General features: G+C 67.6%; 19 protein-coding genes and 1 pseudogene. 10 read left to right on the top strand and 10 right to left on the bottom strand.

What is annotated here, in order from left to right:
* The first annotated feature begins 78 nt into the window (after positions 1 to 78).
* Positions 79 to 831, top strand: coding sequence for an IclR family transcriptional regulator (locus PD284_RS24905; protein WP_274631036.1), 753 nt, complete (start codon positions 79 to 81; stop codon positions 829 to 831).
* Here PD284_RS24905 and PD284_RS24900 read toward each other — a convergent pair.
* From PD284_RS24900 to PD284_RS24885, 4 genes are all read right to left on the bottom strand, one after another.
* Positions 816 to 1,313 carry a GTP-binding protein gene (locus PD284_RS24900; protein WP_274631035.1) on the bottom strand — a complete coding sequence of 166 codons (498 nt, stop codon included), beginning with the start codon at positions 1,311 to 1,313 and terminating at the stop codon, positions 816 to 818. The two genes, PD284_RS24905 and PD284_RS24900, sit on opposite strands and share 16 nt — an antisense overlap.
* On the bottom strand, positions 1,294 to 1,770 hold the full coding sequence (locus PD284_RS24895; protein ID WP_274631034.1) for a CobW family GTP-binding protein: 477 nt from the start codon (positions 1,768 to 1,770) through the stop codon (positions 1,294 to 1,296). Before PD284_RS24895 ends, PD284_RS24900 begins: the two co-directional genes overlap by 20 nt.
* Before the next feature lie 43 nt (positions 1,771 to 1,813).
* Positions 1,814 to 3,451, bottom strand: a complete 1,638-nt coding sequence (locus PD284_RS24890; RefSeq protein WP_274631033.1) for an amidohydrolase — start codon at positions 3,449 to 3,451, stop codon at positions 1,814 to 1,816.
* Between the two features lie 358 nt (positions 3,452 to 3,809).
* On the bottom strand, positions 3,810 to 4,604 hold the full coding sequence (locus PD284_RS24885; RefSeq protein ID WP_274631032.1) for an IclR family transcriptional regulator: 795 nt from the start codon (positions 4,602 to 4,604) through the stop codon (positions 3,810 to 3,812).
* Positions 4,605 to 4,957: 353 nt separating this feature from the next.
* Between PD284_RS24885 and PD284_RS24880 the strand changes: the two genes are divergently transcribed.
* The 6 genes from PD284_RS24880 to PD284_RS24855 are packed head-to-tail and all read left to right on the top strand — an operon-like array spanning position 4,958 to position 12,819.
* Complete coding sequence (locus tag PD284_RS24880) at positions 4,958 to 6,148, top strand: 3-oxoadipyl-CoA thiolase (protein ID WP_274631031.1); 1,191 nt, start codon at positions 4,958 to 4,960, stop codon at positions 6,146 to 6,148.
* Between the two features lie 26 nt (positions 6,149 to 6,174).
* The gene (locus PD284_RS24875) at positions 6,175 to 8,280 is read left to right on the top strand and encodes a 3-hydroxyacyl-CoA dehydrogenase NAD-binding domain-containing protein (RefSeq protein WP_274631030.1); all 2,106 of its coding nucleotides are present in this window, start codon (positions 6,175 to 6,177) and stop codon (positions 8,278 to 8,280) included.
* Between the two features lie 4 nt (positions 8,281 to 8,284).
* Positions 8,285 to 9,469: an acyl-CoA dehydrogenase family protein gene (locus tag PD284_RS24870; protein ID WP_274631029.1), complete on the top strand. Its 1,185-nt coding sequence runs from the start codon at positions 8,285 to 8,287 to the stop codon at positions 9,467 to 9,469.
* Between the two features lie 4 nt (positions 9,470 to 9,473).
* Positions 9,474 to 10,556, top strand: a complete 1,083-nt coding sequence (locus PD284_RS24865; RefSeq protein WP_274631028.1) for an acyl-CoA dehydrogenase family protein — start codon at positions 9,474 to 9,476, stop codon at positions 10,554 to 10,556.
* A complete protein-coding gene (locus PD284_RS24860; RefSeq protein ID WP_274631027.1) occupies positions 10,556 to 10,984 on the top strand; it encodes a PaaI family thioesterase in 429 nt (142 codons plus the stop codon). The genes PD284_RS24865 and PD284_RS24860 overlap by 1 nt, the downstream gene beginning before the upstream one ends.
* A complete protein-coding gene (locus tag PD284_RS24855; protein ID WP_274631026.1) occupies positions 10,981 to 12,819 on the top strand; it encodes an enoyl-CoA hydratase family protein in 1,839 nt (612 codons plus the stop codon). Before PD284_RS24860 ends, PD284_RS24855 begins: the two co-directional genes overlap by 4 nt.
* A 50-nt stretch (positions 12,820 to 12,869) precedes the next feature.
* Here the strand turns inward: PD284_RS24855 and PD284_RS24850 are convergent, their stop codons facing one another.
* The 6 genes and pseudogenes from PD284_RS24850 to PD284_RS24825 form a co-directional block, all read right to left on the bottom strand.
* Positions 12,870 to 14,480, bottom strand: a complete 1,611-nt coding sequence (locus PD284_RS24850) for a GMC family oxidoreductase (protein WP_274631025.1) — start codon at positions 14,478 to 14,480, stop codon at positions 12,870 to 12,872.
* Between the two features lie 110 nt (positions 14,481 to 14,590).
* Positions 14,591 to 14,719: pseudogene (locus PD284_RS24845) on the bottom strand (aldo/keto reductase); the annotation flags it as partial.
* Positions 14,720 to 14,860: 141 nt separating this feature from the next.
* Positions 14,861 to 16,315, bottom strand: coding sequence for an NAD-dependent succinate-semialdehyde dehydrogenase (locus PD284_RS24840; RefSeq protein WP_411956292.1), 1,455 nt, complete (start codon positions 16,313 to 16,315; stop codon positions 14,861 to 14,863).
* A 14-nt stretch (positions 16,316 to 16,329) separates the two neighbouring features.
* On the bottom strand, positions 16,330 to 17,388 hold the full coding sequence (locus PD284_RS24835; protein WP_274631023.1) for a beta/alpha barrel domain-containing protein: 1,059 nt from the start codon (positions 17,386 to 17,388) through the stop codon (positions 16,330 to 16,332).
* A complete protein-coding gene (locus PD284_RS24830) occupies positions 17,381 to 18,319 on the bottom strand; it encodes a PfkB family carbohydrate kinase (protein ID WP_274631022.1) in 939 nt (312 codons plus the stop codon). Before PD284_RS24830 ends, PD284_RS24835 begins: the two co-directional genes overlap by 8 nt.
* Positions 18,312 to 19,403 carry an ABC transporter ATP-binding protein gene (locus tag PD284_RS24825; RefSeq protein ID WP_274631021.1) on the bottom strand — a complete coding sequence of 364 codons (1,092 nt, stop codon included), beginning with the start codon at positions 19,401 to 19,403 and terminating at the stop codon, positions 18,312 to 18,314. The genes PD284_RS24830 and PD284_RS24825 overlap by 8 nt, the downstream gene beginning before the upstream one ends.
* 222 nt (positions 19,404 to 19,625) lie before the next feature.
* Between PD284_RS24825 and PD284_RS24820 the strand changes: the two genes are divergently transcribed.
* Genes PD284_RS24820 through PD284_RS24810 form a run of 3 tightly spaced genes read left to right on the top strand, consistent with a single transcriptional unit; the run spans position 19,626 to position 23,967 of the window.
* Positions 19,626 to 20,672: an ROK family protein gene (locus PD284_RS24820; RefSeq protein ID WP_274631020.1), complete on the top strand. Its 1,047-nt coding sequence runs from the start codon at positions 19,626 to 19,628 to the stop codon at positions 20,670 to 20,672.
* Positions 20,673 to 22,025 (top strand): hypothetical protein, encoded by a 1,353-nt coding sequence (locus PD284_RS24815; protein ID WP_274631019.1) that lies wholly within the window; start codon positions 20,673 to 20,675, stop codon positions 22,023 to 22,025.
* The gene (locus PD284_RS24810) at positions 22,018 to 23,967 is read left to right on the top strand and encodes a TIM-barrel domain-containing protein (RefSeq protein ID WP_274631018.1); all 1,950 of its coding nucleotides are present in this window, start codon (positions 22,018 to 22,020) and stop codon (positions 23,965 to 23,967) included. Before PD284_RS24815 ends, PD284_RS24810 begins: the two co-directional genes overlap by 8 nt.
* The last annotated feature ends 6 nt before the right edge of the window (positions 23,968 to 23,973 follow it).

The raw sequence follows: 23,973 nt of genomic DNA, 5'->3' as shown, positions 1-23,973 counted from the left end.
ACCATTGGGCGGGCCTGATGTCAAGTCTCACTTTGCGAATCTGACGATCCGCGCTAGCAACACCGGGGAGAACTTGGGATGGACAAGACTTTGCTGAAGGGGCTGCACGTGCTGGAGCACGTCGCAGGATGCGAGGGCGGCGTTCGCATCACCGACATCGCCGCGGAGCTGAACCTCACCAAGAGCAACGCGCACCGCGTGCTCAAGACCCTCGAGCATGCCGGCTACCTGCGCCAGGATCCGAAGTCGCGGGAATATGGTCCGAGCCTGAAGCTCTGGGAACTCGGTTCCGCCATCGTCGGGCGCATGGATATCCGGTCGCACGCGTCCGACGTGCTGCGCCGGCTGGCGAACGAGGCGCGTGAGTCGGTTCACCTGTCCGTCCTTGAGAACGACGAGGTCATCTATGTCGACAAGATCGACAGTCCGGCCGCGATCGGCGCCTACACGCGCATAGGCGGCCGGGCGCCGGCCTATTGCGTGGCGACGGGCAAGGCGATGCTCTGCCATCTCCCGGAAGACGAGCTCAAGCCGATCCTCGCCAACCTCCAGCGATATTCGAAGAACACCATCGTCGACCCGGACGAGCTGCGGCGCGAACTGGCGATCTCGCGCGAGCGCGGCTACACCCTCAATCGCGGCGAGTGGCGCGACAATGTCTGGGGCATCGCCACGGCGATTCGCGGCTCTTCTTCAGACGTCATCGCGGCGATCGGCGTTTCCGGCCCGGAGTATCATTTCGACCAGGAAGGCCGCTGCGAGGCGCTGGCGGAAATGGTGATTCGCGCCGGCCGCGAAATATCCGGCAATATCGGCTACCGGGGCCCCTGAGGCCCGGCTTTGCCGACCGGGGTTCGCGAGAAATGGATGCGGCGCTCGATCTCGTCGGCATCCGGCGCATTGTTGAGGCGAATGCAGACCAGCCCGTCGGGCACACGCGGCGCATTCGTGGCTGAAGATATCTGCCAGCGTCGCCCGGTCACCTGAATGACGCAGCGCTGCCCCGACGCGGCCGTGACGATGCCCTTGGCCCGCACCAGTTGCAGCTCCGGCCTTGCCAGTTCGCGCGCGAGCGTCTCCGGCTCGACGGGAAAGGCCAGCCGGAAAACCTGGCTGAAATGGTGGACATGCCTGCCATGAGCGCCTGCCTCCCGCCATTTGTCCGCCGATGCGCTGCGATCCAGGAGGAGCGCCGCCGGAACGTCCGTTTCCGTGGTCGCGACGACCGGAACGCCGGGGCAATGGTCCGACGCCCAGAGGCGGACCCAGTCCAGCGTATCGTCGGCAGCCAGATCAGACTTGTTGAGCAGCAAAAGGTCTGCCGCCCGCGCCTGGTCGGACCGTATCGGCCAGGTAGGGGTCGGCGGCCTGGCCCAGAATGCGTTCGGCATCCAGCAGCACGACGACGCCGCGCACGGCGTACCCCGGGACCAGCTCGACGGTTTGTGCTATGGATGACGGCAGGCCGACGCCGCTTGCCTCGATCAGGAGAATGTCCGGCTCGAACCCCCGCCTCAATGCCTGCAGCCCCTCGACCAGGTCGGAGCCGTAGGAACAGCAGACACAGCCGCCGGCTATGCCGATGACGCCGTCCTTCTCGCCCTCGATCAGATCGGCATCGATCGGCAGTTCGCCGAATTCGTTGACCAGCACCGCGATCCGCCGCCCGCCCGCATTGCGCAGCAGCCGGTTGACGAGCGTCGTCTTGCCGGCGCCAAGATAGCCGCCGATGACAATGACTGGCAGGGTCGACATGGCGAAGCCTTTCATCCGGAGCGATGTTGCGGCTGACGGGGGCGCGGCGCGCAGACCCTCAATCGGCAGCGAACACGCGCCCTCCCTGCACCACTCCCCACACGGCTATATCGCCCGGCCGCTCGCCCGCCAGTTCCATCGGGTCCTGTTCGAGCACTGCGAAATCGGCTCTCTTGCCGGCCTCTATGGAGCCGATCTCCCCATCGAGCTTCAGGGTGAAGGCGGCGCCCAGCGTTATCGCATGCAGCGCCTCCTGCATGCCGATGCGCTCATGCTCGCCCAGCACGCGACCGGTCGGCGTTTCGCGAAGCATGGCGCATTGGGCGGTGAAGAGCGGCCCGAGCGGCGTCACCGGCGCATCCGAATGGATCGACATGGGAACGCCTTCCCGCAACGCTGTCGCACAGGCATTCATCCTCCTCGCGCGTTCGGGACCGACCGTCTGCGAATAATGCTGCTCTCCCCAGTAATACAGATGATTGGCGAACAGGTTCACGCACAGGCCCAACCGCTTCATGCGGCGAAACTGGGCGGCGTCGGCGAGTTGGCAGTGCTGGAGCGTGAACCGATGGTCGGGGCTCGGATGCCTGCGAAGGGCCAGTTCCAGCTTGTCGAGCACCAGCTCGGTCGCCTCGTCGCCATTGGTGTGAAGGTGGACCAGGACGCCGTGCTGGAGAGCGCGGCTCAGCGCCTCTTCAAGATGCTCCGGCGTCGTGTACCACAGGCCGTTGGGAGCGCCGTTGTGGTAGCCCGGCTCACGCAGCCGCGCCGAGAAGCCCTGGATGGAGCCGTCCACGTGGATCTTGACCGCGCCGAGGCGCAGCTGGTCGGTGGCGCGGCCGCGCAACGCGACGGCGGTTTCGATCAGTTCGGCAGGCGTACTGGCGCCAAAGCGCCGCAAGGCGACGATGCGCGTCGGAAAATCCGCCTGCCCGGTCACCCGCAGCAGCATCTCGACCGCCTCGGGCGGGAGCGGCGCGGCGAGATCCGTTGCGGTGGTCACGCCGTTGCGCACGCACTGGCGCGAAAAGGCGCGGACGGCCTGCTCGTCGGCCGACAGCACGTTGCGGTCGAACCCGACATGCGGACTGACCAGTCCGACCGCTTCCGGCCCCTTCATCTCTCCCGTCGGCAGGCCGTCCGCGCCAAGCGGTATGCCGTCATGGCGAATTCCCTCGCGCAGGAGGCCGGCGGCCCGAAGCGCCGGGGTGTTCACGTTCATGATGTGCCCGCTGGCGTGCAGCATGCCCACCGGGCGGGACGCCGAAGCGCGGTCCAGGTCGGCGCGCACGCAACACTCGCTGCCGAAATAGAGCGGATCGAAGCACCAGCCGAAGATCGGGCCGGACGCGTCGCCAGGCTCGTCCGCACGTGCGCGCAGCCTGGCCACGACCGCATCGAGCGATTTCAGGCCCGCCCAGACCTTTCCGTCGGGGTCCTGGCGGTCAAAATAGCCGCAATAGACATAGCGCCAGAACGCGCCCTCGCTGACATGGCAGTGGGCTTCCACGAAACCCGGCATCAAGACCTTGTCGGCGAAACGATCGTCGAGGACGAAGGGCCCGATGGTCTTGAGTTCATCCAGGCTGCCCACGCCGACGATCCGGCCCGATCGCACAGCCACGTGGCTCGCAACCGGATTGGACGGGTTCATCGTGCGGATGCGCCGGGCGCTGTAGATCGTGGTCTGGGTCATGCCGCGACACTCACATCAATCAGGTCGAGGCGCAGACCCTTCGTCGCGTCCGGCGACGCTGTCGTCGCCGATCAGGTGGCACGCTCGCATGTTGTGTTCTATTATTTAGAATAGCGTTCTGATTATTGACACCACTATAGCGACGTGCAATTCGCAGTCAATCGCGGCCTCACGGCATGCCACGCCGTTCGGACCGGTTCCCAGCAAATGACGCGGGGGTTCGATGATGGGTGATTGCAGCGCTCCGCACTACGCGGACCGGCGGCCGGCCGGGTCAACGGGCAAGGTTGCGCGCAGGGTTCTGCGCCATGCCGCCGCAACGCCCGGCGCGTCGGCCGCCTGCGGGTCGCGAGGCGGCTCAGTTGCCGCCGAGCCGCTCGACGGTCTGGCGCAGGCGCGGGCCGTAGTCCTCATGCAGTTCCTTCGCCGAGACGAGGAATGCGGGGCCGCCCACGTTGAGCCCGTAGACGGTCGTTCCATCCAGGGACTTCAGCGGGGCCGCGATGGAATTGATCTCCGGCTTCCAGCCGCCGAAGCTGGTGCAATAGCCGAAGCGTCCGAAGTCCTGCAGCGCATCGTCGACGCACTGCCTGATGCGGCCCTCCTCGTCGGGAAACTCGATCGCCCCCGCGCGCACCGCCTCCTCGCGCTCGCGCTCGCCCATGCCGGCCAGAATGGCCCGGCCGATCGCCGAATAGAACAGCGGCAGGCGCGCGCCCACCTCGATCGACAGCGAAACCGCCTGCGGCTGCCGGCGCACCGCCAGATAGACCGCGCGGGCTCCGCTGCGCTCGGCAAGGGCCACGGTGACGTAGGGATTGGCGGCGCGGCTGAGCAGGTCCATCTCGGCGGCGCAGCGCTCGCTGACGCTCATGGCGGCAAGCACGCCGAAGCCCAGCCGCAACACCTGCGCGGCGAGCCTGTATTCGCCGTTGCCCTCGTCGCGCAACAGGTACCCCGACTTGGTCAGTGTATAGGTGAGGCGCGAGACGGTAGGGCGCGCGAGACCGGTACGCCGGGCAATCTCCTGGTTCGAGAGGAAGCGGTCCTGCGTGCCGAAACAGGCGAGAATATCGAGGCCCCTGGCCAGCGCCGTCACGAACTGGCGGTCACCGCCATCGATATCGTCGAATTGGGAGAAATCGTCCGTCATCGGCATCCAGCGCTTGCGCTCGCCTCGCGCCGAGCATCGTTTCTTGCAACTCGCAGCGGGCCGGACATTGCGATGCAACCGCCGGCATTCCCCGAGCCGCGTCGCATCTCGCCCGGAAGGCGGTTGCTTGACAAGGGGCGGCTTCCATACAATACCGTTCGCTGTGCAAAATCCAGTTTCGCATTTTGTCGAAACGACGCGGCTTTACCTGATTTCGGAATGAAGCCCGACATCGGATCGACCCGATCCATTGCGGGAGGCTGCGCGGACCTGTCGTCGCGCGGCGCGAAAGCCGGTCGGGCCGAGCAGCAGTTCGTCCGCCAAGGGCGCCATTGACGAAGGGAAGAGGTCTCATGCTCCAGGCATACATCTATGACGGTTTGCGCAGCCCGTTCGGCCGCCACGCCGGTGCGCTCTCCGGCATTCGGCCGGACGATCTGGCCGCGCAGGTCATCCGCGCCCTGGTGGCGCGTTCTCCCCTGCCGGTGGAGCGCATAGAGGATGTGGTGCTCGGCAATGTCTGCCAGTCGGGAGAGGACAGCCGCAACATCGCGCGCTTTGCCGGCCTGCTGGGCGGCGTCCGCGAGGAAGCCGGCGGACTGACGGTCAACCGGCTGTGCGGCTCCGGCATGGCGGCGGCGCTGGATGCTGCCCGTTCGGTAACGGTGGGCGAGGCGGACCTCTATCTTGCCGGCGGCGTGGAGAGCATGAGCCGCGCGCCCTTCGTGCTGGCCAAGTCGCCGGCGGCATGGCATCGCCAGCCGGAAATCTACGATTCGACCATCGGCACGCGTTTTCCGAACAAGGCGTTCGCCAAGGCCTTCGGCGACTACACCATGCCGCAGACCGCCGACAACCTGGCCCGGGACTATGAGATCGGCCGCGCCGAATCCGACGCCTTCGCCCACGCCAGCCAGCAGAAATACGAGCGCGCCCGCGCCGCCGGCTTCTTCAAGGACGAAATCCTGCCCATCGAGCTTGCCGGCCGCAAGGGCGCGACGGATATGGTCGCGGCGGACGAACATCCCCGGCCCGACACGACGCTGGAGAAGATGTCCACGCTGAAGCCGATCTTCGAGGGCGGCGTGGTGACGGCGGCCAATGCCTCCGGCGTCAATGACGGCGCGGCGGCCCTCCTCATCGGATCGCGCACGCTGGGACCAAAGCCCCGCGCCCGCATCGTCTCGGGCGCCGTCGCCGGCGTGCCGCCGCGCATCATGGGCATCGGGCCGGGCTTCGCCGTGCCCAAGGCGCTGGAGCGCGCCGGCCTGACGCTGGCGGACATGGACGTGATCGAGATCAACGAGGCCTTCGCCTCGCAGGTGCTCGCCTGCTGCAAGCAGCTCGGCCTCGACGCCGCCGACAGCCGCCTGAACCCCAACGGCGGCGCGATCGCCATCGGCCATCCGCTCGGCGCGTCCGGGGCGCGCCTGGTGCTGACCGCAATGCGCCAGCTCGAGCAGAGCGGCGGCCGCTACGCCTGCCTGTCGATGTGCGTCGGCGTCGGCCAGGGCATCGCCATGGTCATCGAGCGCGTAGCCTGACGGGCGGATCGAAACAGGAGGACATCATGACTGAACAGACACAAGCCGTGGTTTCGATCGAACTGGAAGGCGCGATCGGCCTCGTGCGCATCGACAATCCGCCGGTCAACGCACTGGGCGCGGCCGTCCGGCAAGGATTGGCGCAGGCGCTGGAAACACTCGAGCGCGACCCGCAGGTGCAGGTCGTAGCCCTTTACGGGACAGGCCGCGCATTCTCGGCAGGCGCTGACATCAGGGAGTTCGGCAAGCCTCCGGTCGATCCCAAGCTGCCCGATGTCTGCAATCGCATCGAGGCCTGCGCCAAGCCGGTCGTGGCCGTGGTGCATGGCCCCACTTTCGGCGGCGGGCTGGAGGTGGCGCTTGCCGCCCATGCACGCGTCGGCCTGGCCGGCGCGCGGGTGGGCCTGCCCGAAGTCACGCTCGGCCTGCTTCCGGGCGCAGGCGGCACGCAGCGCCTGCCCCGCCTGATCCCGCTCGAGGCCGCCATCGAGATCATTTCCTCGGGCCGGCAGGTTCCGGCGGAGGAAGCGCAGTCGCTCGGCATCCTGGACCGGCTTTCGCAGGCCGAACCGCGCCAGGCCGCACTCGACGCCGCGCGCGCCGTCCTCGACGGATCGCTACCGACCCGGCGCACCGGAGACATCGCCGTCGCCATCGATCCGGCGACCATCGCATCGGCCGCCGCCAGGCTCCAGAAGAAGCGACCGGCCCTTGCAGCGCCGATCAAAGCCGTCGAGGCGATTTCATATGCAGGCCATCCGATCGGCGAGGGACTGAAGGCGGAACGCGCCCTTTTCCTGGAGCTGATGGACGGTCCCGACCGCCAGGGCCTCATCCACGCCTTCAACGCCGAGCGGGCCGTCAAGCGGATTCCCGAAGCCGGCGCAGCGCCCCGGCCCGTCGCCAGCGCCGGCGTCATTGGCGGCGGCACGATGGGCGTGGGGATCGCCACGGCGCTGCTGCAGGCCGGGATCAAGACAACCCTCGTGGAAACGAGCGCCGAGGGCGCCGAGCGGGCCCGGGCCAAGGTGATCGGCAATCTTGACGGCGCGGTGAAGCGGGGCAAGCTCGCCGCCGAACAGCGCGACCGGCTTGTCGCGGCGTTCGACACGACCACGGAGCTGGAGAAGCTTGCTGCGGTCGACTTGGTGGTCGAGGCGGTGTTCGAGGACATGGCGGTCAAGACCGGCCTGTTCGGACAACTCGACCGCATCTGCAAGGCGGGCGCCATCCTCGCGACCAACACGTCCTATCTCGACGTGAACCAGATCGCCGCCGCAACGTCGCGGCAGCAGAATGTGATCGGACTGCACTTCTTCTCCCCTGCCCATGTCATGCGGCTGCTGGAAGTGGTCGTCGCCGAGAAGACCGCGCCTGAAATCGTTGCGACGGCCTTCGAGCTCGCCGCGCGCATGAAGAAGGTGGCGGTCCGCTCGGGCGTGTGCGACGGCTTCATCGGCAACCGCATCCTCGCCCACTACCGCAAGGCCGCGGACTACATGTTGCTCGACGGCGCCTCCTACGAGGAGATCGATCGCGCGCTGGAGGATTTCGGCTTTGCCATGGGACCGTTCGCCGTCGCCGACCTCGCGGGCCTCGACATCGGCTGGGCTACCCGCAAGCGCAAGGCGCCCACGCGGCCGGCCGAGGAACGCTATGTGGCGATCGCCGACCGGATCTGCGAGGCGGGCTGGTTCGGACGCAAATCCGGGCGCGGCTACTATCTCTACGACGATGCCGGCGGGCGGGTCCCGAACCCCGACGTCCTGGCCATCGTGGAGGCCGAACGCGCCGCCAACGGTATCCAGGCGCGCACCTTCACGCCGGAGGAAATCGTCGCCCGCTACATGACCGCGATGATCTCGGAGTCCGCCCGCGTGGTCGAGGACGGCATTGCGCTGCATCCGATCGACGTCGATGCGGTGTTCCTGTTCGGCTACGGCTTCCCGCGCCATCTCGGAGGACCGCTCAACCATGCCGACCGCATCGGCGCACGCCAGCTGGTCGAACGGATCGAGGCCTATGCGCGCGAGGACAGCCACTACTGGCAGACGCCCGGCCTCTTGCGCCAGCTGGCCGAAAGCGGCGGCAGCTTCAACGACCTGAACACGGCCAACTCCGACGGTAGGTAGCGCCATGGACCTGGAATACACAGCCGAGGAACGCGCCTTCCGCGACGAGGTCCGCAATTTCCTGAGGAAGGAGCTGCCTGACGACATCGCCGCGAAAGTGGCTGCCGGCAAGGAGCTTGCCAAGGCGGACATGGAGCGCTGGCATGCGATGCTCAACGCGCGCGGGTGGCTGGCGGCGACCTGGCCGCAGGAACATGGCGGCCCCGGCTGGAGCGCGGTTCAGCGTCACATCTTTTCCGAGGAATGCGCCCTGCACGACGCCCCGCGGCTCGTGCCCTTCGGGCTCACCATGCTCGGACCGGTGGTGATCCGCTTCGGCACGCAGGCGCAGAAGCAGGAGATCCTGCCGCGCATCCTCGACGGCCGCGACTGGTGGTGCCAGGGCTTTTCCGAACCGGACGCCGGCTCGGACCTGGCAAGCCTGCGCACCCGCGCGGTGCGAGACGGCGACGTCTATGTCGTCAACGGCCAGAAGACATGGACGACGCTCGGCCAGCACGCCAATCGCATCTTCTGTCTCGTCCGCACCTCCACCGAAGGCAACCCGCAGGCGGGCATCAGCTTCCTCCTGATCGATCTCGACACGCCCGGCGTCGAGGTGCGGCCGATCCGGCTGATCGACGGAGGCTGCGAGGTCAACGAGGTGTTCTTCACCGATGTGGGGGTGCCGGCGTCAAACCTCGTCGGCGAGGAGAACCAGGGCTGGACGATCGCCAAGTACCTGCTGACCCATGAGCGGACAAATATTGCCGGCATCGGTTTTTCGACCAAGGATCTGGCCCGCTATCATGCTCTCGCCGCCACCATGCGGCGCGACGGGCGCAGGCTTTCGGAAAACCCGCTCTATGCCGCGCGCGCAGCGGAGCTCGAGGCCGATCTCGAGGCCCTGCGCATCACCAATCTGCGCCTGCTCGCGACGGCGCGGGATGGCGCGGCGGCCGGCATCGGCAGCTCGCTCTTGAAGATCAAGGGCACGCAGATCCGCCAGGACCTGCAATCCCTTTTCCGCTCGGTGCTCGGGCCGCTGGCGGCGCCCGACGCAAACGGCCTCGCCGATGCGGAACTTGCGGTGCCGGCGGACGCGGCGCGCGCTGCGGCGGCTTATTTCAACCACCGCAAGCTGTCGATCTTCGGCGGCTCCAACGAAATCCAGCGCAACATCGTAGCCAAGCAACTGTTCGGGGATTGACCGCATGGACTTCACGCTTTCCGAAGAGCGCCGGCTTCTGTCCGAGAGCCTGCGCCGCTACTTCTCCGACAATTACGACCTCGCGCGACGCAACGCGCATGCCAATGGCGCACCCTATCACGCGGCAAGCGTGTGGTCCGACCTGGCGGGGCTCGGTGTCATGGGCGGTTTCGTCAGCGAAGCGGATGGCGGCTTCGGCGGCGGCGCCGCAGTCGTTGCGGTGATCTTCGAGGAGATCGGGCGCGCGCTCTGCGCCGAACCGCTGCTGGGCACATTGATGGGCGTCCGCCTGCTCGCCGGTTTCGGCAGGCATGACCTGGTCGAGGCGATCGTCTCCGGCGAGAGCCGGGCAGCTCTTGCCGTCGTCGAGCCGCAGGTCGCCTGCAATCTCGACGCGATCGAGGCGCAAGCGCGCCAGGCAGGGGACGGCTGGCTGCTTTCGGGCCGCAAGTCCGCCGTCTACGGCGCGCCGGGCGCAGATCTGCTGCTCGTCGCGGCGCGCAGCGAGGCCGGGATCGGCCTGTTCCTGGTGCGCGACGCCGAACTGGCGGCCACCTCGATGATCGATGGCGGCGGCGTGGCCGACATCGTCATGGAGGGACTGCCGGCGGAATGCCTCGCCGCAGACGCCCTGCCGGCGATCGACGACGTGCTGGACCTCGGCCGGATTGCGCTCGGCGCCGAAGCGGTGGGCGCAATGGACAGGCTGATCGAAATGACCATCGACTATGTCCGGCAGCGCCGGCAGTTCGGCCGCGCCCTGTCGTCGTTCCAGGAATTGCGGCACCGCGTGGTCGACATGGTGATGGAACTGGAGCAGTGCCGGTCGATCATCATCCGCGCGGCCGCCAGCTTCGGTACGCCCGACCAGGCGCGCCACGCAGCCATGGCCAAGAACCTCATCGGCCGGATGGGCCCAAGGATCGCGGAGGAGGCGATCCAGCTGCATGGCGGCATCGGCATGACCTGGGAATACCCGGTCTCGCACTACGCCAAGCGGCTGGTCATGATCGACCACCAACTCGGCGACCGCCACGACCACGCGCTGCGCCTGGCCGCCATGCCGCGCGGAGCCGAGGCGGCGTGATGCCCGCACCGGATCGCGACAGCGCAGCCGAGGCGCACGACATGCTGCCCGTCGACCAGTCGGGAGCCCGCGACCTCGTCGGCTACCGCTCGTCGATGCTGGAGGAAACGGGAGGCGAATGCACCCTGCTCGTCGAGGCGCGCCATCTGAACAGGCTGGGCCTCCTGCATGGCGGCTTCGTCTCCATGCTGCTCGACAACAGCTGCGGCGTCGCCGTGCGGAATGCGATCGGAGACCCCGATGCGGCTGTGGTGACCATCGGGCTCACCGTGAACTTCATCGCCGGCGCTGGCGGCGGCCGCGTCACGGCGACCGGCCGCGTCACCGGCGGCGGACGCAGCCTGAAATTCGCGGAAGCCAAGCTCAGCCATCAGGATGGCCGCCTGCTCGCCACCGCCACGGCAACGTTCAAGATCATTCACAAATGACGAAAGGCGGCACAGCGACCATGGCGGAGCCTGCGCATGACCCTGTACTGGCCGGCATCCTCGGCCAGACCCTCGTCCTGACGCTCAACACGCCGGGAAAGCGCAATGTGCTCAGCCCGGAGATGTATCGGCGGCTGACCGAGTTGCTTGGGCAGGCGCGAACCAATCCCGACGTCGCCGTCATCGTGGTTCAGGGAGCAGACGGTTTCTTCTGCGCCGGGGGCGATCTGCGCGCCCTGTCCGAGCGGGCGGCCCTGCCGGTGTCGCAGCGCGAAGAACGCATCGAGGAACTGCACCGGGTGGTGCGCCTGCTGCGGGCGTTTCCGAAACCGGTGATCGCGGCGATCGAGGGCGGCGCAGCCGGCGCCGGCGCATCGCTCGCCTTCGCCGCCGACATGATCGTGGCCGCGGAAGACAGCTACTTCGCACTCTCCTACGTCAAGGCCGGCCTGGTGCCGGACGGCGGCGCGACGGGCTTTCTCAGCCGCGCCCTGCCGCCGCAGCTCGCCGCCGAGATGGCGCTTCTGGGCGAGCGCATGCCGGCCGGCCGGCTGGCGGCCCTGGGCGTGGTCAATCGCCTGGCGCCGGCAGGGGGCGCGCTGGACATGGCCCTCGACATGGCGGCCGGGATGGCGCGCGGGGCAAGGCAGGCGCAAACGGAAATCCTGGCGCTTCTCGACGCGCCGGATCGGGCGGGTTTCGACGCGCAGCTCGACCGCGAAAAACCCGCCATGGCGCGCGCGCTCGGCTCCGCCGAGGCCGCCGCCGGGATCGGCGCCTTCAAGGAGAAGCGCGTGCCGGCCTTTCCAGTCCCGACCTCTTCGGATCCGCAGAGACGGGCCGCGGTCGAGACCGACGCGACGCGCATGTTCGGCGTCCGTCTGCCGATCGTGGCCGGCGGATTAATGTGGCTGGCCGATGCGGACTACGTCGCCGCGGCCGCCAAAGCCGGCATCATGGGCTTTATCACCGCGGCGAGCTTTGCCGAGCCCGAAGCCCTGCGCGCCGAGATCCGGCGCTGCCGCGACATGGTGGGCGATCTGCCCTTCGGCGTGAACATCTCCATGCTGCCCAAGCTGGTCGAGGGCGATCGCATCCGGCAGGTGTTCGAACTGGCGGCCGAGGAAGGCGTTTCCTTCGTCGAGACCTCGGGGCGCAGCCCCGAAGACTATCTCGCGATCACCCGCGCGGCGGGCATCAAGGTGCTGCACAAGGTGTCGAGCCTGCGCCACGCGGTGAAGGCCCAGAGCATCGGCGTCGACGCCGTGTCCATCGTCGGCGCGGAATGCGGCGGCCATCCCGGCGTCGAGATGATCGGCAGCATGGTGAATGCAGGGCTCGCCGCCTCGCGCCTCACCATTCCCTGGCTGATCGGCGGCGGTATCGGCGCCGGCGCGCAGGTGGCGGCCGTGCTGGCGATGGGCGGGGCGGGCGTGGTGATCGGCACGCGCTTCCTCGTCGCCGACGAAATCCGTGCGCATTCGGCCTACAAGCAGGCGCTGATCGACGCCACGGAACGCGATACGGCGGTCGGCATGCACACCGTCCGCAACACCGTGCGGGCGCTCGCCAACGATACGATGCGGGAACTGCGCCAGATCGAGGCCGAAAGGCCCGACGTGGGCATCCAGGACCTGCTGCCGCTGGTCAGCGGCAAGATCGCGCGGCGCGCCTATGAGACGGGCGACATCAGCCGCGGCGTCCTATCGGCTGGCCAAAGCCTCGGCGCGATCACCGAAACGGCTCCGCTTGCCGAGATCGTGCGCGAGCTTGAAGAGGGCATGGTAGCCGCGCTGCGGCGCGCCGGCGGCCTGCTTGCCGCTGCGGCGGCCTGAGCCGACCCGCTGGCTCAACGGCAGGCGCAGCAAGCCTGCCGTGACCTTGCTCAGGCGCGCCCGACCAGCATCCCGGCCGCCTTTTCGGCGATCATGACGGCGGGCGCATGGGTGTTGCCGGAGACGATGGTCGGCATGATCGAGCAGTCGACCACGCGGAGGGCCTCGAGCCCGCGCACCCTCAGTCCGTCATCGACCACGGCCATGTCGTCCGAGCCCATCTTTGCCGTCCCCACCGGATGGAAGATCGTGGTGGCGATATCGCCGGCGGCGCGGGCAAGCGCTTCCGGCCCGGCTATGTGGGGGCCGGGCTTGAACTCCTCCGGACGATACGCGGCCATCCGTCGTGTCGCCATCAGGCGGCGCGCCGCGGTGATCGATGCGGCGGCGACGTCGCGGTCGCCCTCGGTCGACAGGTAGTTCGGCGCGATCTCGGGATGATCCTCCGGCCGCGGCGAGGCGATGCGCACATGGCCGCGCGATTCCGGGCGCAGGTTGCAGACCGACACCGTGATTGCCGGGAAATGATGCAAGGGTTGTCCGAACGCCTCCAGCGACAGCGGCTGCACGTGGAATTCGATGTTGGGGGTCTCGAACCGCTCATCCGACTTCATGAAGATCCCGAGCTGGCTCGGCGCCATCGACATCGGGCCTGAGCGTCGGAACGCGTATTCGAGTGCGATGCGGGCCTTGCCGGCCAGCGTCGCCTGGCGTTCGTTGAGCGTCTGGGCGCCGGTGATCTTGAACGCGGTGCGGATCTGCAGGTGATCCTGCAGGTTCTCGCCCACACCGGGCAGCTCGTGCAGCACCGGGATGCCGTGCCTTTGCAGCAATGCCCCGCCGCCGACGCCCGACAGCTGCAGAAGCTGCGGCGTGCCGATCGCGCCCGCCGACAGCACCACCTCGCCGCTGACGCTCACCCGCGCCGGCTTGCCCTTCAGGCGCAGTTCCAGGCCCGTTGCACGCCTGCCGGAAAAGACGATGCGTTCGACCTGGGCTTGGGTGAGGATGGTCAGGTTCCGGCGCTGCCGCACCGGCCGGATGAAGGCGCGCACCGCGTTGAAACGGAAACCCGCCTTCTGGTTCACCTCGAAATAGGACGAGCCGAAATTGTCGCCGGCGTTGAAGTCGTCGACCTTGGGCACGCCGAGCTCTTCCGCCGCCTCGCGAACGGCGTCGAGGATCGGCCACGACAGGCGCTGGCGCTCGACCCGCAATTCGCCGCCCTGGCCGTGGAACGGACCGGCAAGGCGCTGATGGTCCTCGGACTTCCTGAACAGCGGCAGCACGTCGTCCCAGCCCCAGCCGGCATTGCCGAGCTGACGCCAGCCGTCGTAGTCGGCGGCCTGTCCGCGCATGTAGATCATGCCGTTGATGGACGAGCAGCCGCCCATGACCTTGCCGCGCGGATAGGCCAGGGAGCGGTCGTTGAGCCCGGGCTCCGCCACCGTGCGAAAGCCCCAGTCGGTGCGCGGATTGCCCATGCAGTAGAGATAGCCGACGGGGATGTGGATCCAGTGGTAGTTGTCGGAACCGCCGGCTTCCAGCAGCAGCACACGCTTGCCCGCATCCGCGCTCAGCCGGTTGGCCAGGACGCACCCGGACGACCCCGCGCCGACGATCACATAGTCGTAGGCGCCTAAATCCAAACGATCCTGCATGCGGACGCTCAACCTGAAACCTGACCTGGATGCTGTCCCATCGCGGCGGCGATCGCAACGAGATTGTCCGCGCCGCGCCGAGCCGTTCCGGCCTGTGCCTGGAAGGCGGCGCTACTGATGCCGATGGCGCGGATCTTGCCGGACTTCTTGAGAGGAAACGGCATGGTCATCGCCTCCTCGACCGGCCTGATCGGATCCTGCCAGCGGGTGATGTAGAGGTCAATGTCGATGCCGAGCCGGGGCGGGATCATCCGGGAGCAGTGCCGAAATCAGCCCTTCGGCCGCTGCCCCTCTGAGCCGGACCAAAAACGCACTGCGCCGGACGGATCGTCGATCCATCCGGCGCAGGAGCGGTCATCTCAGAGGCAAGCAGCCCGACGTCAGCCTGCGGAGAGCGAAACCAGCTTGGGCGTCAGGTAGGCGTTGATCGCCTCCGTACCGCCTTCGCTGCCATAGCCGGAATCGCGCACGCCGCCGAAATGCACCTCCGGCAGCGCCAGCCCGTTGTGGTTGATGGTCGTCATGCCGGCGACGATGCGCTTGCCGAGCGCGTCGGCCGTTTCAGTCGAGCGCGTGAAGGCGTAGCTGGCGAGGCCGTAGGGCAGCCGGTTCGCCTCCGCGATCGCCTCTTCCACTGTGGAGAAGCGGTTGACGATCGCGACGGGGCCGAACGGCTCCTCGTTCATGATGCGCGCATCGGTCGGCACGTTGGCTAGAACCGTAGGCTCGAAGAAATTGCCCTCGTTGCCGATGCGACGGCCGCCGAGTTTCAGATCCGCGCCCCGGGAGACAGCATCGTTGACAAGGGTTTCGAGTGCGGGGATGCGGCGCTCGTTGGCGAGCGGCCCCATCTGGACGCCTTCCTCCAGGCCGTTGCCGACCTTGATGGCCCTGGCCGCATCGGTGAACGCCTCGAGGAAGCCGTCATAGACCCCGTCCTGCACCAGGAAGCGCGTCGGCGACACGCAGACCTGACCGGCGTTGCGGAATTTCGACCCGGCAAGCACCTTGACTGCCTTGCCGACATCGCCATCGTCGAAGACGAGTGCCGGCGCATGGCCGCCCAGTTCCATGGTGGCGAGCTTCATGTGCGCGCCGGCCAGCGCGGCGAGCTGCTTGCCGACCGGCGTCGAGCCGGTGAAGGAGATCTTGCGGATGACCGGATGCGGAATGAGGTATTCCGATATCTCGGCCGGCACGCCGTAGACCAGGTTGACGACCCCTTCCGGAATGCCGGCGTCGACGAAGACACGGATCAGTTCGGCCGGCGATGCGGGGGTTTCCTCAGGCGCCTTGACGATGATCGAGCAGCCGGCCGCCACCGCCGCAGACAGCTTGCGCACAACCTGGTTGATGGGGAAATTCCACGGCGTGAAGGCCGCTACCGGGCCGACCGGCAGCTTCAGCACCATCTGGGTGACGCCGGGCGCGCGCGCCGGCACGACCTGGCCGTAGGTGCGCCGCGCTTCCTCGGCGAACCATTCGATGATGTCGGCAGCCGCGAGCGTCTCCATGCGCGCCTCGACGACCGGCTTTCCCTGCTCGCGCGTCATGATGACGGCGATGCGGTCCGCACGCTGGCGCAGGAGTTCGGCGGCGCGCCGCATCGTCTTCGCGCGGTCATAGGCAGACGTGGCGCTCCAGATGGCGAAACCCCGTTCCGCCGCGGCAAGGGCTGCGTCCAGATCGGCGCGGGTCGCGTGGGCAACCTTGCCGACGACCTCGCCGGTCGCAGGATCGATCACGTCGATCGTCCGGCCGTCGGCGGCATCCCGCCACTGTCCGTTGATGAAAAGCTGGGTGGAGGGGTATTCGATCCGGTCAGTCACGCACATTCTCCTTCGCCGCGTCAGGCAGCCTGGAGCACGGGTTGGCTCACGCTGCCGTCCTCGTCAAGTCCGCGGCGTGCAATCAAGCCGGCTTTTGCCAGGCGATCATGATAGATGGCGACGCCCTCCGCCGGCTTCAACTCGTCGTCGGCGACGCGCCGGAGGATCTCGATCAGGTCGAGCGGCGACTCGGCCTGGTTGATCTTGCGGCCGAACAGCGCCAGCCGCGCGCCATAGCGCTTCGACTGATACAGGAGTTCGAGCGTGTCGCGGGTGGTGCCGGCGTTGCCGCCAAGCACGCCGACGATCATCTGGTCGTCATAGCGGACCAGTTCCTCCATCGCCCTCGGCCCGTTATAGGCGACCTTCAGGAACACCGGCGCGGCTTGCCTGTCGACGCCGGCAAGGCAACGCACGATGCAGTCGTTGACGTATTCGCCGACCTCGGCCCCGGCCAGCGTCCCGACATTCGGGTTGAAGACCTCGAGGAAGTGGCGGAAACCGAGGGCGTTGCACTCCGCGCGGAACGCATTGTAGGCGCCGAGCGTCTGATAGTCGGCTTCCACATCATTGGTGAATGTCAGGCTGTAGAGGCCCAGATCTGCGCCGGCCACGCCATTTGCGAGAGGCGGGCGACCGCCGTGCATCACCCGCGACAGGTCGGCGGTGCGGAACGGCTTTGACGCGGTGGCGCGGTAGGTCCCATGGCGCGGCAGCCAGATCTCGCTGGTGTCGTTGACGCGCGCGGCGCGCGCCATCCTGCTGCCGGTGAAGAACTCTTCCTCGATGGCCAGCTGGTGCAGGTTGTAGGGCGACAGCAGCATCAGGTCGACGATGTCCTGGCGCACGATGGCGCGCACGGTTTCGAGGAAGCCGCGCCGATCCTGTGGCCGATCCCGGCCGTCCGCGCCGCGCACCAGGCCGAGCGCGTTGACGCCGCGCGCCATGTCCGGGTCCTTGGCGTCGCAGATCAGGAACTCCTTGCTGCCGGACGGATCGCGACGGATCGCCGCAAGCTTGTCGTCGAGGCGGGTGTCGCGCGTCATCGCCGCGCCGGGAACGTTGGCCTTGTCAGTCATGGATCGTCATCCAGTCGAGATTGAGTTCGGGAGCGAAGCAGGCAAGATCGGCGGGGCCGGGAAGGCCCGCGCGGCCGCCGGGGCGGGTGCACTTCAGCGCAGCGACCGCGTTGGAAAGGGCGATGGCGTCCGGGATCGGACGTCTGTGCGCGAGCGCCAGCGCGAATGCGCCGTGGAACGCATCGCCGGCTCCGGTCGTGTCGACCACGTCGACGCGGGCCGGCGCAGCGTTGCGAAGCACGCCGTCCTCCAGCCAGTAGAGTCCCTCCGCGCCGTCCGTCACCCCGACCAATCTGTGTTCCGGCCGGCTCGCGGCCTTGAGGCCTTCCTCGATCGCTTCCGTACCGGTGAACTGCGCAAGACCCGGGCGCGAAAAGATGACATGACCGGCCGCTTCGACGATCGTGGCCACCGTCTCCGGCGCGTGGCGCGAGATGTCGGCATCGAGCACCGAGGGTATGCCGGCGGCGCGGGCGGCGCGCAGGCAGCGCAGCGCGCCCTCGGGCCAGGTCAGGTCGCAGAGGACGGCGTCGCCCCAGTCTTGCGGCTGCAGCCAGTCCGCGTCCGCGGGCAGCCGGGGATCTGTGTAGGCCACGATGAGCCGTTCGCCTTTTTCGTCCACCAGCACGACGGCCCCGGAGGAGCGCACATCCGGAAATGCGCGCAGCCAATCCGTACCGACGCCGGCCGCCTCGAACTCGCGGCGGATGGCCGTCCCGACATTGTCGTCGCCGATGCGAGCGGCAATCGAGGCGCGTCCCCCGAGCCTCGCCACCGTCACGGAGGCGGTTGCAGCAGGACCGCCGCCGACCTCGCCGCGGTCTTTGGCATAAACCTTCACCGGACGATCCGGGATCCGGTCGAGCGTCAGGATCGTGTCCTGGAGTGCGAGCCCCACGCAGAAGACGGAGCGGTGGCGCTCGCTAGACAAGACGCATCCCCGTCTCGGGGTGGAACAGGTGGATCGCGTCAAGGTCGACCGCAAAGCGTCGCGCCTTCTCGCCAACCTGCACGCTGCCGGGGCGCACGCGCGCCATGACCTCGCGCCCGCCCAGCCTGACCACGGCGATCGAGTCGGCGCCGTGGTCCTCGAGCAGGACGATATCGGACACGAAGACGCCGGCGGCGTCTTCGCCGGCCAGGCCGATATGCTCGGCGCGCAGGCCGACATCGACGCGGGTCACGCCCGCCCTCTTCGCTGCTTCGGCCCGATCGGCCGGCAGCAGCAATTGCTGGCCTTCGCCGAAGTCGAGCACGGCGCCGCCGTTGCCGGCGCCGATCGCCGCCGGTACGAGGCTCATCGGGGGAGACCCGATGAAGGTGCCGACAAAACTGTTCACGGGGCGCTGGTAGATTTCATTCGGCGTCCCGATCTGCTGCACCTCGCCCAGCTTCAGCACCACGATCCGGTCGGCCATGGTCATGGCTTCGATCTGGTCGTGCGTCACGTAGATGCTGGTGGTGCCGAGCGTCGCCTGCAGCTTGCGGATTTCCATCCGCATGCCGACGCGCAGCTTGGCGTCGAGGTTCGAGAGCGGCTCGTCGAAGAGGAAAACCTTGGGATCGCGGATGAGCGCGCGCCCCAGCGCCACGCGCTGGCGCTGGCCGCCCGAAAGCGCGCGGGGTTTGCGCTCGAGATAGGGCTCGAGCTCCAGCATCCGCGCGACTTCGCGCACCTTGGCGTCGATCGCTTGAGCGGGAAGGTCGCGCATCTTGAGCGCGAAGCCTAGATTCTCCGAAACCGTCATGTGCGGATAGAGCGCGTAGTCCTGGAAGACCATCGCCATGTCCCTGTCGCGGGGCGCAACGGAATTGAGGCCGCGACCGTCGAGCTTGATCTCGCCGCCGCTGATTTCCTCCAGCCCCGCGATCATGCGCAGGAGGGTGCTCTTTCCACATCCGGATGGCCCCACGAGCACGACGAACTCGCCATCGCGCACATCAAGGTCCACCGCCTTCACCGCATCCACGGTGCCGAAGCGCTTGCGCACTCCGCGCAGTGTCAACTCAGCCACTTTCTTCTCGCTCCCTGTTGACAACAGCCATTTCATAAGCAGAATAATTACACAGTGTAAATATGTGGTCGAGAAATGTCCGGGAGATTTGTGCCACGAAGCAGGAGAGAGACGCGAGCCAGCGTTCTCGAGAGCCTTCTGCGTTCGAAAGGTGCATTTCGTACGGGCATTGCGCGGGATTCCAATCTCACGGAAGCCAGCGTCTCGCGCATCCTCAACGAATTGCGCAAAGAAAATATTGTCGCTGAGACGCGCCGACAGACGAGCCACGCCGGTGCACCAACGGCCCTCGTTACACTGAGCAAGGATATCGCCGTTCTCGGCATAGAGCTGTCCAACAGCCGCCTTTCGTTCGGCGTCGGCGACCTCAACGGAACGCTGGACTACGTGGAGCGCATGCCGGCCTCGCCGCAGCTTTCCCAGCAGGAATTCGAACAGCTTTTCTCCGACAGCGCGGCGGCCGTCCGCGAATGGACGACAGCGCGCGGCATAGCGCTGCGCCACGCCGCAATGTCGATCCCGGGTTACGGCCGCGAGGCCGGCAATCCGATCTATCCCTGGGACATGGAGCGCATGCATGTGTTCCTGGACAGGGTGTTGCCCGACGTGCCGCTGACCCTCACCAACTCGGTGATCGCCCAGGCCGCGTTCCATCGCTACTCGCAGCCCGGCGGCTACAGCATCTCGGGCGACCACCTCTTCCTGTTCGTCGGGCATGGCGTCGCCGGCGTCATCGTCAACGACACCGCGCCGATCGACGCCTTCCAGGCCTTCGAGATCGGCCACATGGTGATCGAACGCGACGGCTTGCCCTGCCGGTGCGGACACAAGGGCTGCGTGGAGGCCTACACCTCGCTGCGCGCGGTGTCGCAGATCATCGGCATCAGCGACGCCGACATCCTGACCAGAGGCGACCATTTCATGGAAGCCGTGAGCGTCGATCCCGTGGCGCGTGCGACGCTGCGGGAGCGCCAGTTCCTGCTCGGCCTGGCGCTGGGCAACGCGCTCAACCTGCATCCCGTGCCCAAGGTGGTCGTCAGCGGCTGGCCATCGCTGATGCCGGAGGGCGATCGCGCGGCCATAGCGGAAGGGCTGAACCAGAGCCTGCTCGGCGGATATTCGCGCGAGCGCCTGGGACTGTCCTTCATCGAGTCGTCGATCGGAAACGATCCCAAGGCCGCGTTGCACTACGCAGCCTATTGTTTTGTACGCAGCGGCGGTCTCGACGAGAGACCCGACCAACCCGTTGCGATGGAGGAGATTGCCTGAATGCCGTCCAGAATTTCGCCGAAGGCCGCATCCGCCGGCCGCGTAGGCGTCGTCTTCATTGCCTCGCCGCTCTTTTCGGAAGCCGCCGCGACCGAGCTTGTCGCGCGCACCTCCGCGCTCGTCGACACGGGAAGCCTGGCCGGCAGCTTTGTCGTCGGATCGAAGCTGGCTCGCGACCGTACGAGCTGCGCCGAGGCATTCGCACAGCTCGACCTCGACAGCCTGGATGCGCTGGTGATCCAGCTTTCCACCTTTGCCACGGCGGAGTTGCTGCACGAGGTACTGTCGCATCTGGGCGACCGGCGTCTGCCGATTGCGCTGTGGGCGCTGGAAGAGACTGACCAGATCGTCACCAACTCGCTGTGCGGCGCGCAGCTCTGGGCCTCGACCCTGACGCGGTTCGGCCATGGCTTCACCCTGCTGCTCGGCAATCCCGACGACGAGGGGCTGGCCGCGGAGCTGGCCGCTTTCGCCGCCGCATCCCGCGCCCACCGGCGCATCCGCGGCGCGCGCATCGCGCTCATCGGCGCGCATGCCGACTGGTTCACCAATCTCGCCGTCGATCCCTGGTCAATCCGCCAGCACCTCGACGTGACGATCGAGCAGATGACGCTCGTGAAGTTCCTTGACGGCTGCAAGGCCACCGCCGACGATGAGGCCGAGGCCGCGCGGCGCTGGGCGGAAGCCAGCTTCGACGGCGGCGAGGAAGACGCCGGCCGCAAGGCCCTGGGCCGGACCTATGCACGGCTCGCGGCCGGCCTCGACGAGGTGAAGGCTGACGCGGTCGCCATCCGGGACTGGCCGGAAATCCTCTATGCGGAGGATTTCAAGGGCACCTGGGGCGCGCTCGGCGAACTGTCGGACCGTAGCGTGCCGCTGGCGCCGGAAGGCGACGTCATGGGCGCGGTGACGGCGCTGGTCGCGCGCGCCTTCGACGAGGCCTCCCTCCCCTTCCTGACGGATATTTCCGGCATCGACCGCGCCAACAACCGGCTGGTGCTCTGGCACTATGGCGTAAGCCCCCGCCTGGCCGACGGTCCGCGCTCGCTCGACCCGGTGCTGAAGCAGGAGACATTTCCGCTGAAGGCCGGTCCCGTGACGCTGCTGCGCCTTTCGCTGCGCGCCGACGGACAGCTTCGCATCTTCGTCAGCGAAGGCGATATGCTTGCCGAGAAGTCGAAGGCCAATCGCGCTGCAGGCTTTTTCCGTCCTGACGTGGCGGACTCCGAAACCCTCGTGCGACACTTCATCGACGAGGGCTACGAGCATCACGTGACCGCCGTCTACGGGCGCTGGGCCGATGCCGTGTTGCATCTGGGACGCCAGCTCGGCGTGCAGGTCGACCATGTCTGAGGCCCTGGACATGTCGACCATCCCGGCCGACGCGGCTTATCGCCCCGCCAGCATCGGCTGGCGCGCGAAAGAGGGATCCTGGACCAGCGCGGCACCGGCCGAACCGGGCGAGCTGTCCGTCGAGACGACCCGCAACGGCCGGAACTGGCGAGTGACGGTAACGCATCCGCACGCCGATGCGATCGAGATCGCCTTCGCGGTGCCGAAGCGGTTCCAGGCCTTCGGCGGCGGCGAGCGCTTCGAGACCCTCGACCTGCGCGGCCAGTCGGTGCGGTTCTATCTGGAGAATTTCGGCCTGGGCAACGGCACTTACCTGCCCTCGCCCTGGATCGCCACCTCGCTGGGCTATGGCGTCTATCTTCCGGACGAGGCGGCCGCCGTCTTCCACATCGCCGCGCCGTTCGACCCGAACGTGCTGCGCATCCAGGTCGAGGGCAACCGGCTCGAGGTCGAGATCCAAGTCGGAACGCTCGATGAGCTCCATGCGGCGCTGATCGAGCGCATCGGTCCGCCGATCATGCCGGAGGATTCCTTCTTCGGACTGTGGAAGGCCGGCGACTGGCGCATCGAGAACGCGAAGACGGTGCAGGCCGACATCGACGGTCACCGCAACCTCGCCCTGCCCATGGCGGTCAAGCTGATCGACGCCTACTGGGCAAACGAGGTCCACTCCTTCGAGTTCGACACCCAGAAGTATCCCGACGCATGGGAGATGGTTGCGCGCATGGCCGCGGACGGGACCGAGATCTATCTGTGGCTTTGCCCGTGGGTGGTCGTCGGCACCAAGTCATTCGACTATGCGAGCGCCAAGGGCTACACGATCAGGGATGCGAATGGAGAGCTCATCACGCGGCGGCCGGGCGCCAATCCCAACATCGTCGCCGCGCTGATCGACTTCTCCAACCCGGACGCCAGCGCATGGTGGTCGCAGAACCTGCGCAGCCTCCTGCAGCGCGGCATCAAGGGCTTCAAGGCGGACTTCGGCGAACAGCTTCCCGAGCATGCGCTGCTGCATTCCGGCGAGACGGGCGGACGCGCGCACAACGCCTTCGTGCGCTACTATCTCGACGCGACGATCGCGGCCTTCGACGGCAAGGTCCCGGCGATCATCAGCCGTTCGGGTTCGCCGCGCGTGCGCGCTCCCATCTGGAGCGGCGACCAGACGTCCGACTTCTGCCCGAAGACCGGCCTGCCCTCGGCGGTGCGCGCCGTCCAGAGCGCAGCCTTCAGCGGCTGGTCATTCGTCGGCAGCGATCTGGGCGGCTATTTCGGCACGCCGACCACGCAGGTCTTCGCACGCTGGACGCAGTTCTCCTGCTTCACGCCGCTGATGATGCTGCACGGGCTGGGCTGCCGCGAGCCATGGGACATGGACGCGACATCGATCGCCGTCTACGAGGACTATGCGCGCCTGCACCTCGCCCTGTTGCCGGTCTTCCAGCGCTACGGCCGGGAAGCCGCAGACGGCGGCCTGCCCCTCATGCGCATGATGCCGCTGGCCTTCCCCGGCGTGGACTGGTCCGCCATCAACGACTGGGACCAGCAGTACATGCTGGGCGACGACGTGCTCGTCGCCCCGGTGGCCTTCTACGGAAACACGCGCGCCGTCTACTTGCCTGACGGCGAATGGCTGGACGTGCTTTCGGGCGGCTATGTCCAAGGACCGGCGTGGCGCATCCACGATGTGCCGCTCGAGAAGATGCCAATTTTCGTGCGCAAGGGCGCGCGCCTCGTGCTGGCGCTCGATGGCAAGACGCGCCGCGCGGTCGAGATCGTGTTCGGCGACGGCGATGCCGTGCCGCGCGGCCAGGATGGCTGGAAGATCGAGGCGGTCGGCGTCGTGAAGGGCGGCACGTCCGCGAGCGCGGAACAACCGGTGGAACTGGCTGCCTTCGCGCGCTGGTTCGGCGCCGGCATCGAATGGACGAACGCCATCGGATGATGACGG

The sequence above is a fragment of the Mesorhizobium shangrilense genome (genome assembly GCF_028826155.1).
GTDB classification, from domain to species: Bacteria; Pseudomonadota; Alphaproteobacteria; order Rhizobiales; family Rhizobiaceae; genus Arvimicrobium; species Arvimicrobium flavum.
Note: the sequence above shows the minus strand (reverse complement) of the source record. Positions and strands in the feature narration are given on the sequence as shown.

Bases quoted from the DNA above. Each gene is read 5' to 3' on its own strand.
- PD284_RS24905 (WP_274631036.1), top strand. From the start codon at position 79: ATGGACAAGACTTTGCTGAAGGGGCTGCACGTGCTGGAGCACGTCGCA.
- PD284_RS24895 (WP_274631034.1), bottom strand. From the start codon at position 1,770: ATGAAAGGCTTCGCCATGTCGACCCTGCCAGTCATTGTCATCGGCGGC.
- PD284_RS24890 (WP_274631033.1), bottom strand. From the start codon at position 3,451: ATGACCCAGACCACGATCTACAGCGCCCGGCGCATCCGCACGATGAAC.
- PD284_RS24885 (WP_274631032.1), bottom strand. From the start codon at position 4,604: ATGACGGACGATTTCTCCCAATTCGACGATATCGATGGCGGTGACCGC.
- PD284_RS24880 (WP_274631031.1), top strand. From the start codon at position 4,958: ATGCTCCAGGCATACATCTATGACGGTTTGCGCAGCCCGTTCGGCCGC.
- PD284_RS24875 (WP_274631030.1), top strand. From the start codon at position 6,175: ATGACTGAACAGACACAAGCCGTGGTTTCGATCGAACTGGAAGGCGCG.
- PD284_RS24870 (WP_274631029.1), top strand. From the start codon at position 8,285: ATGGACCTGGAATACACAGCCGAGGAACGCGCCTTCCGCGACGAGGTC.
- PD284_RS24865 (WP_274631028.1), top strand. From the start codon at position 9,474: ATGGACTTCACGCTTTCCGAAGAGCGCCGGCTTCTGTCCGAGAGCCTG.
- PD284_RS24860 (WP_274631027.1), top strand. From the start codon at position 10,556: ATGCCCGCACCGGATCGCGACAGCGCAGCCGAGGCGCACGACATGCTG.
- PD284_RS24855 (WP_274631026.1), top strand. From the start codon at position 10,981: ATGACGAAAGGCGGCACAGCGACCATGGCGGAGCCTGCGCATGACCCT.
- PD284_RS24850 (WP_274631025.1), bottom strand. From the start codon at position 14,480: ATGCAGGATCGTTTGGATTTAGGCGCCTACGACTATGTGATCGTCGGC.
- PD284_RS24840 (WP_411956292.1), bottom strand. From the start codon at position 16,315: ATGTGCGTGACTGACCGGATCGAATACCCCTCCACCCAGCTTTTCATC.
- PD284_RS24835 (WP_274631023.1), bottom strand. From the start codon at position 17,388: ATGACTGACAAGGCCAACGTTCCCGGCGCGGCGATGACGCGCGACACC.
- PD284_RS24815 (WP_274631019.1), top strand. From the start codon at position 20,673: ATGCCGTCCAGAATTTCGCCGAAGGCCGCATCCGCCGGCCGCGTAGGC.
- PD284_RS24810 (WP_274631018.1), top strand. From the start codon at position 22,018: ATGTCTGAGGCCCTGGACATGTCGACCATCCCGGCCGACGCGGCTTAT.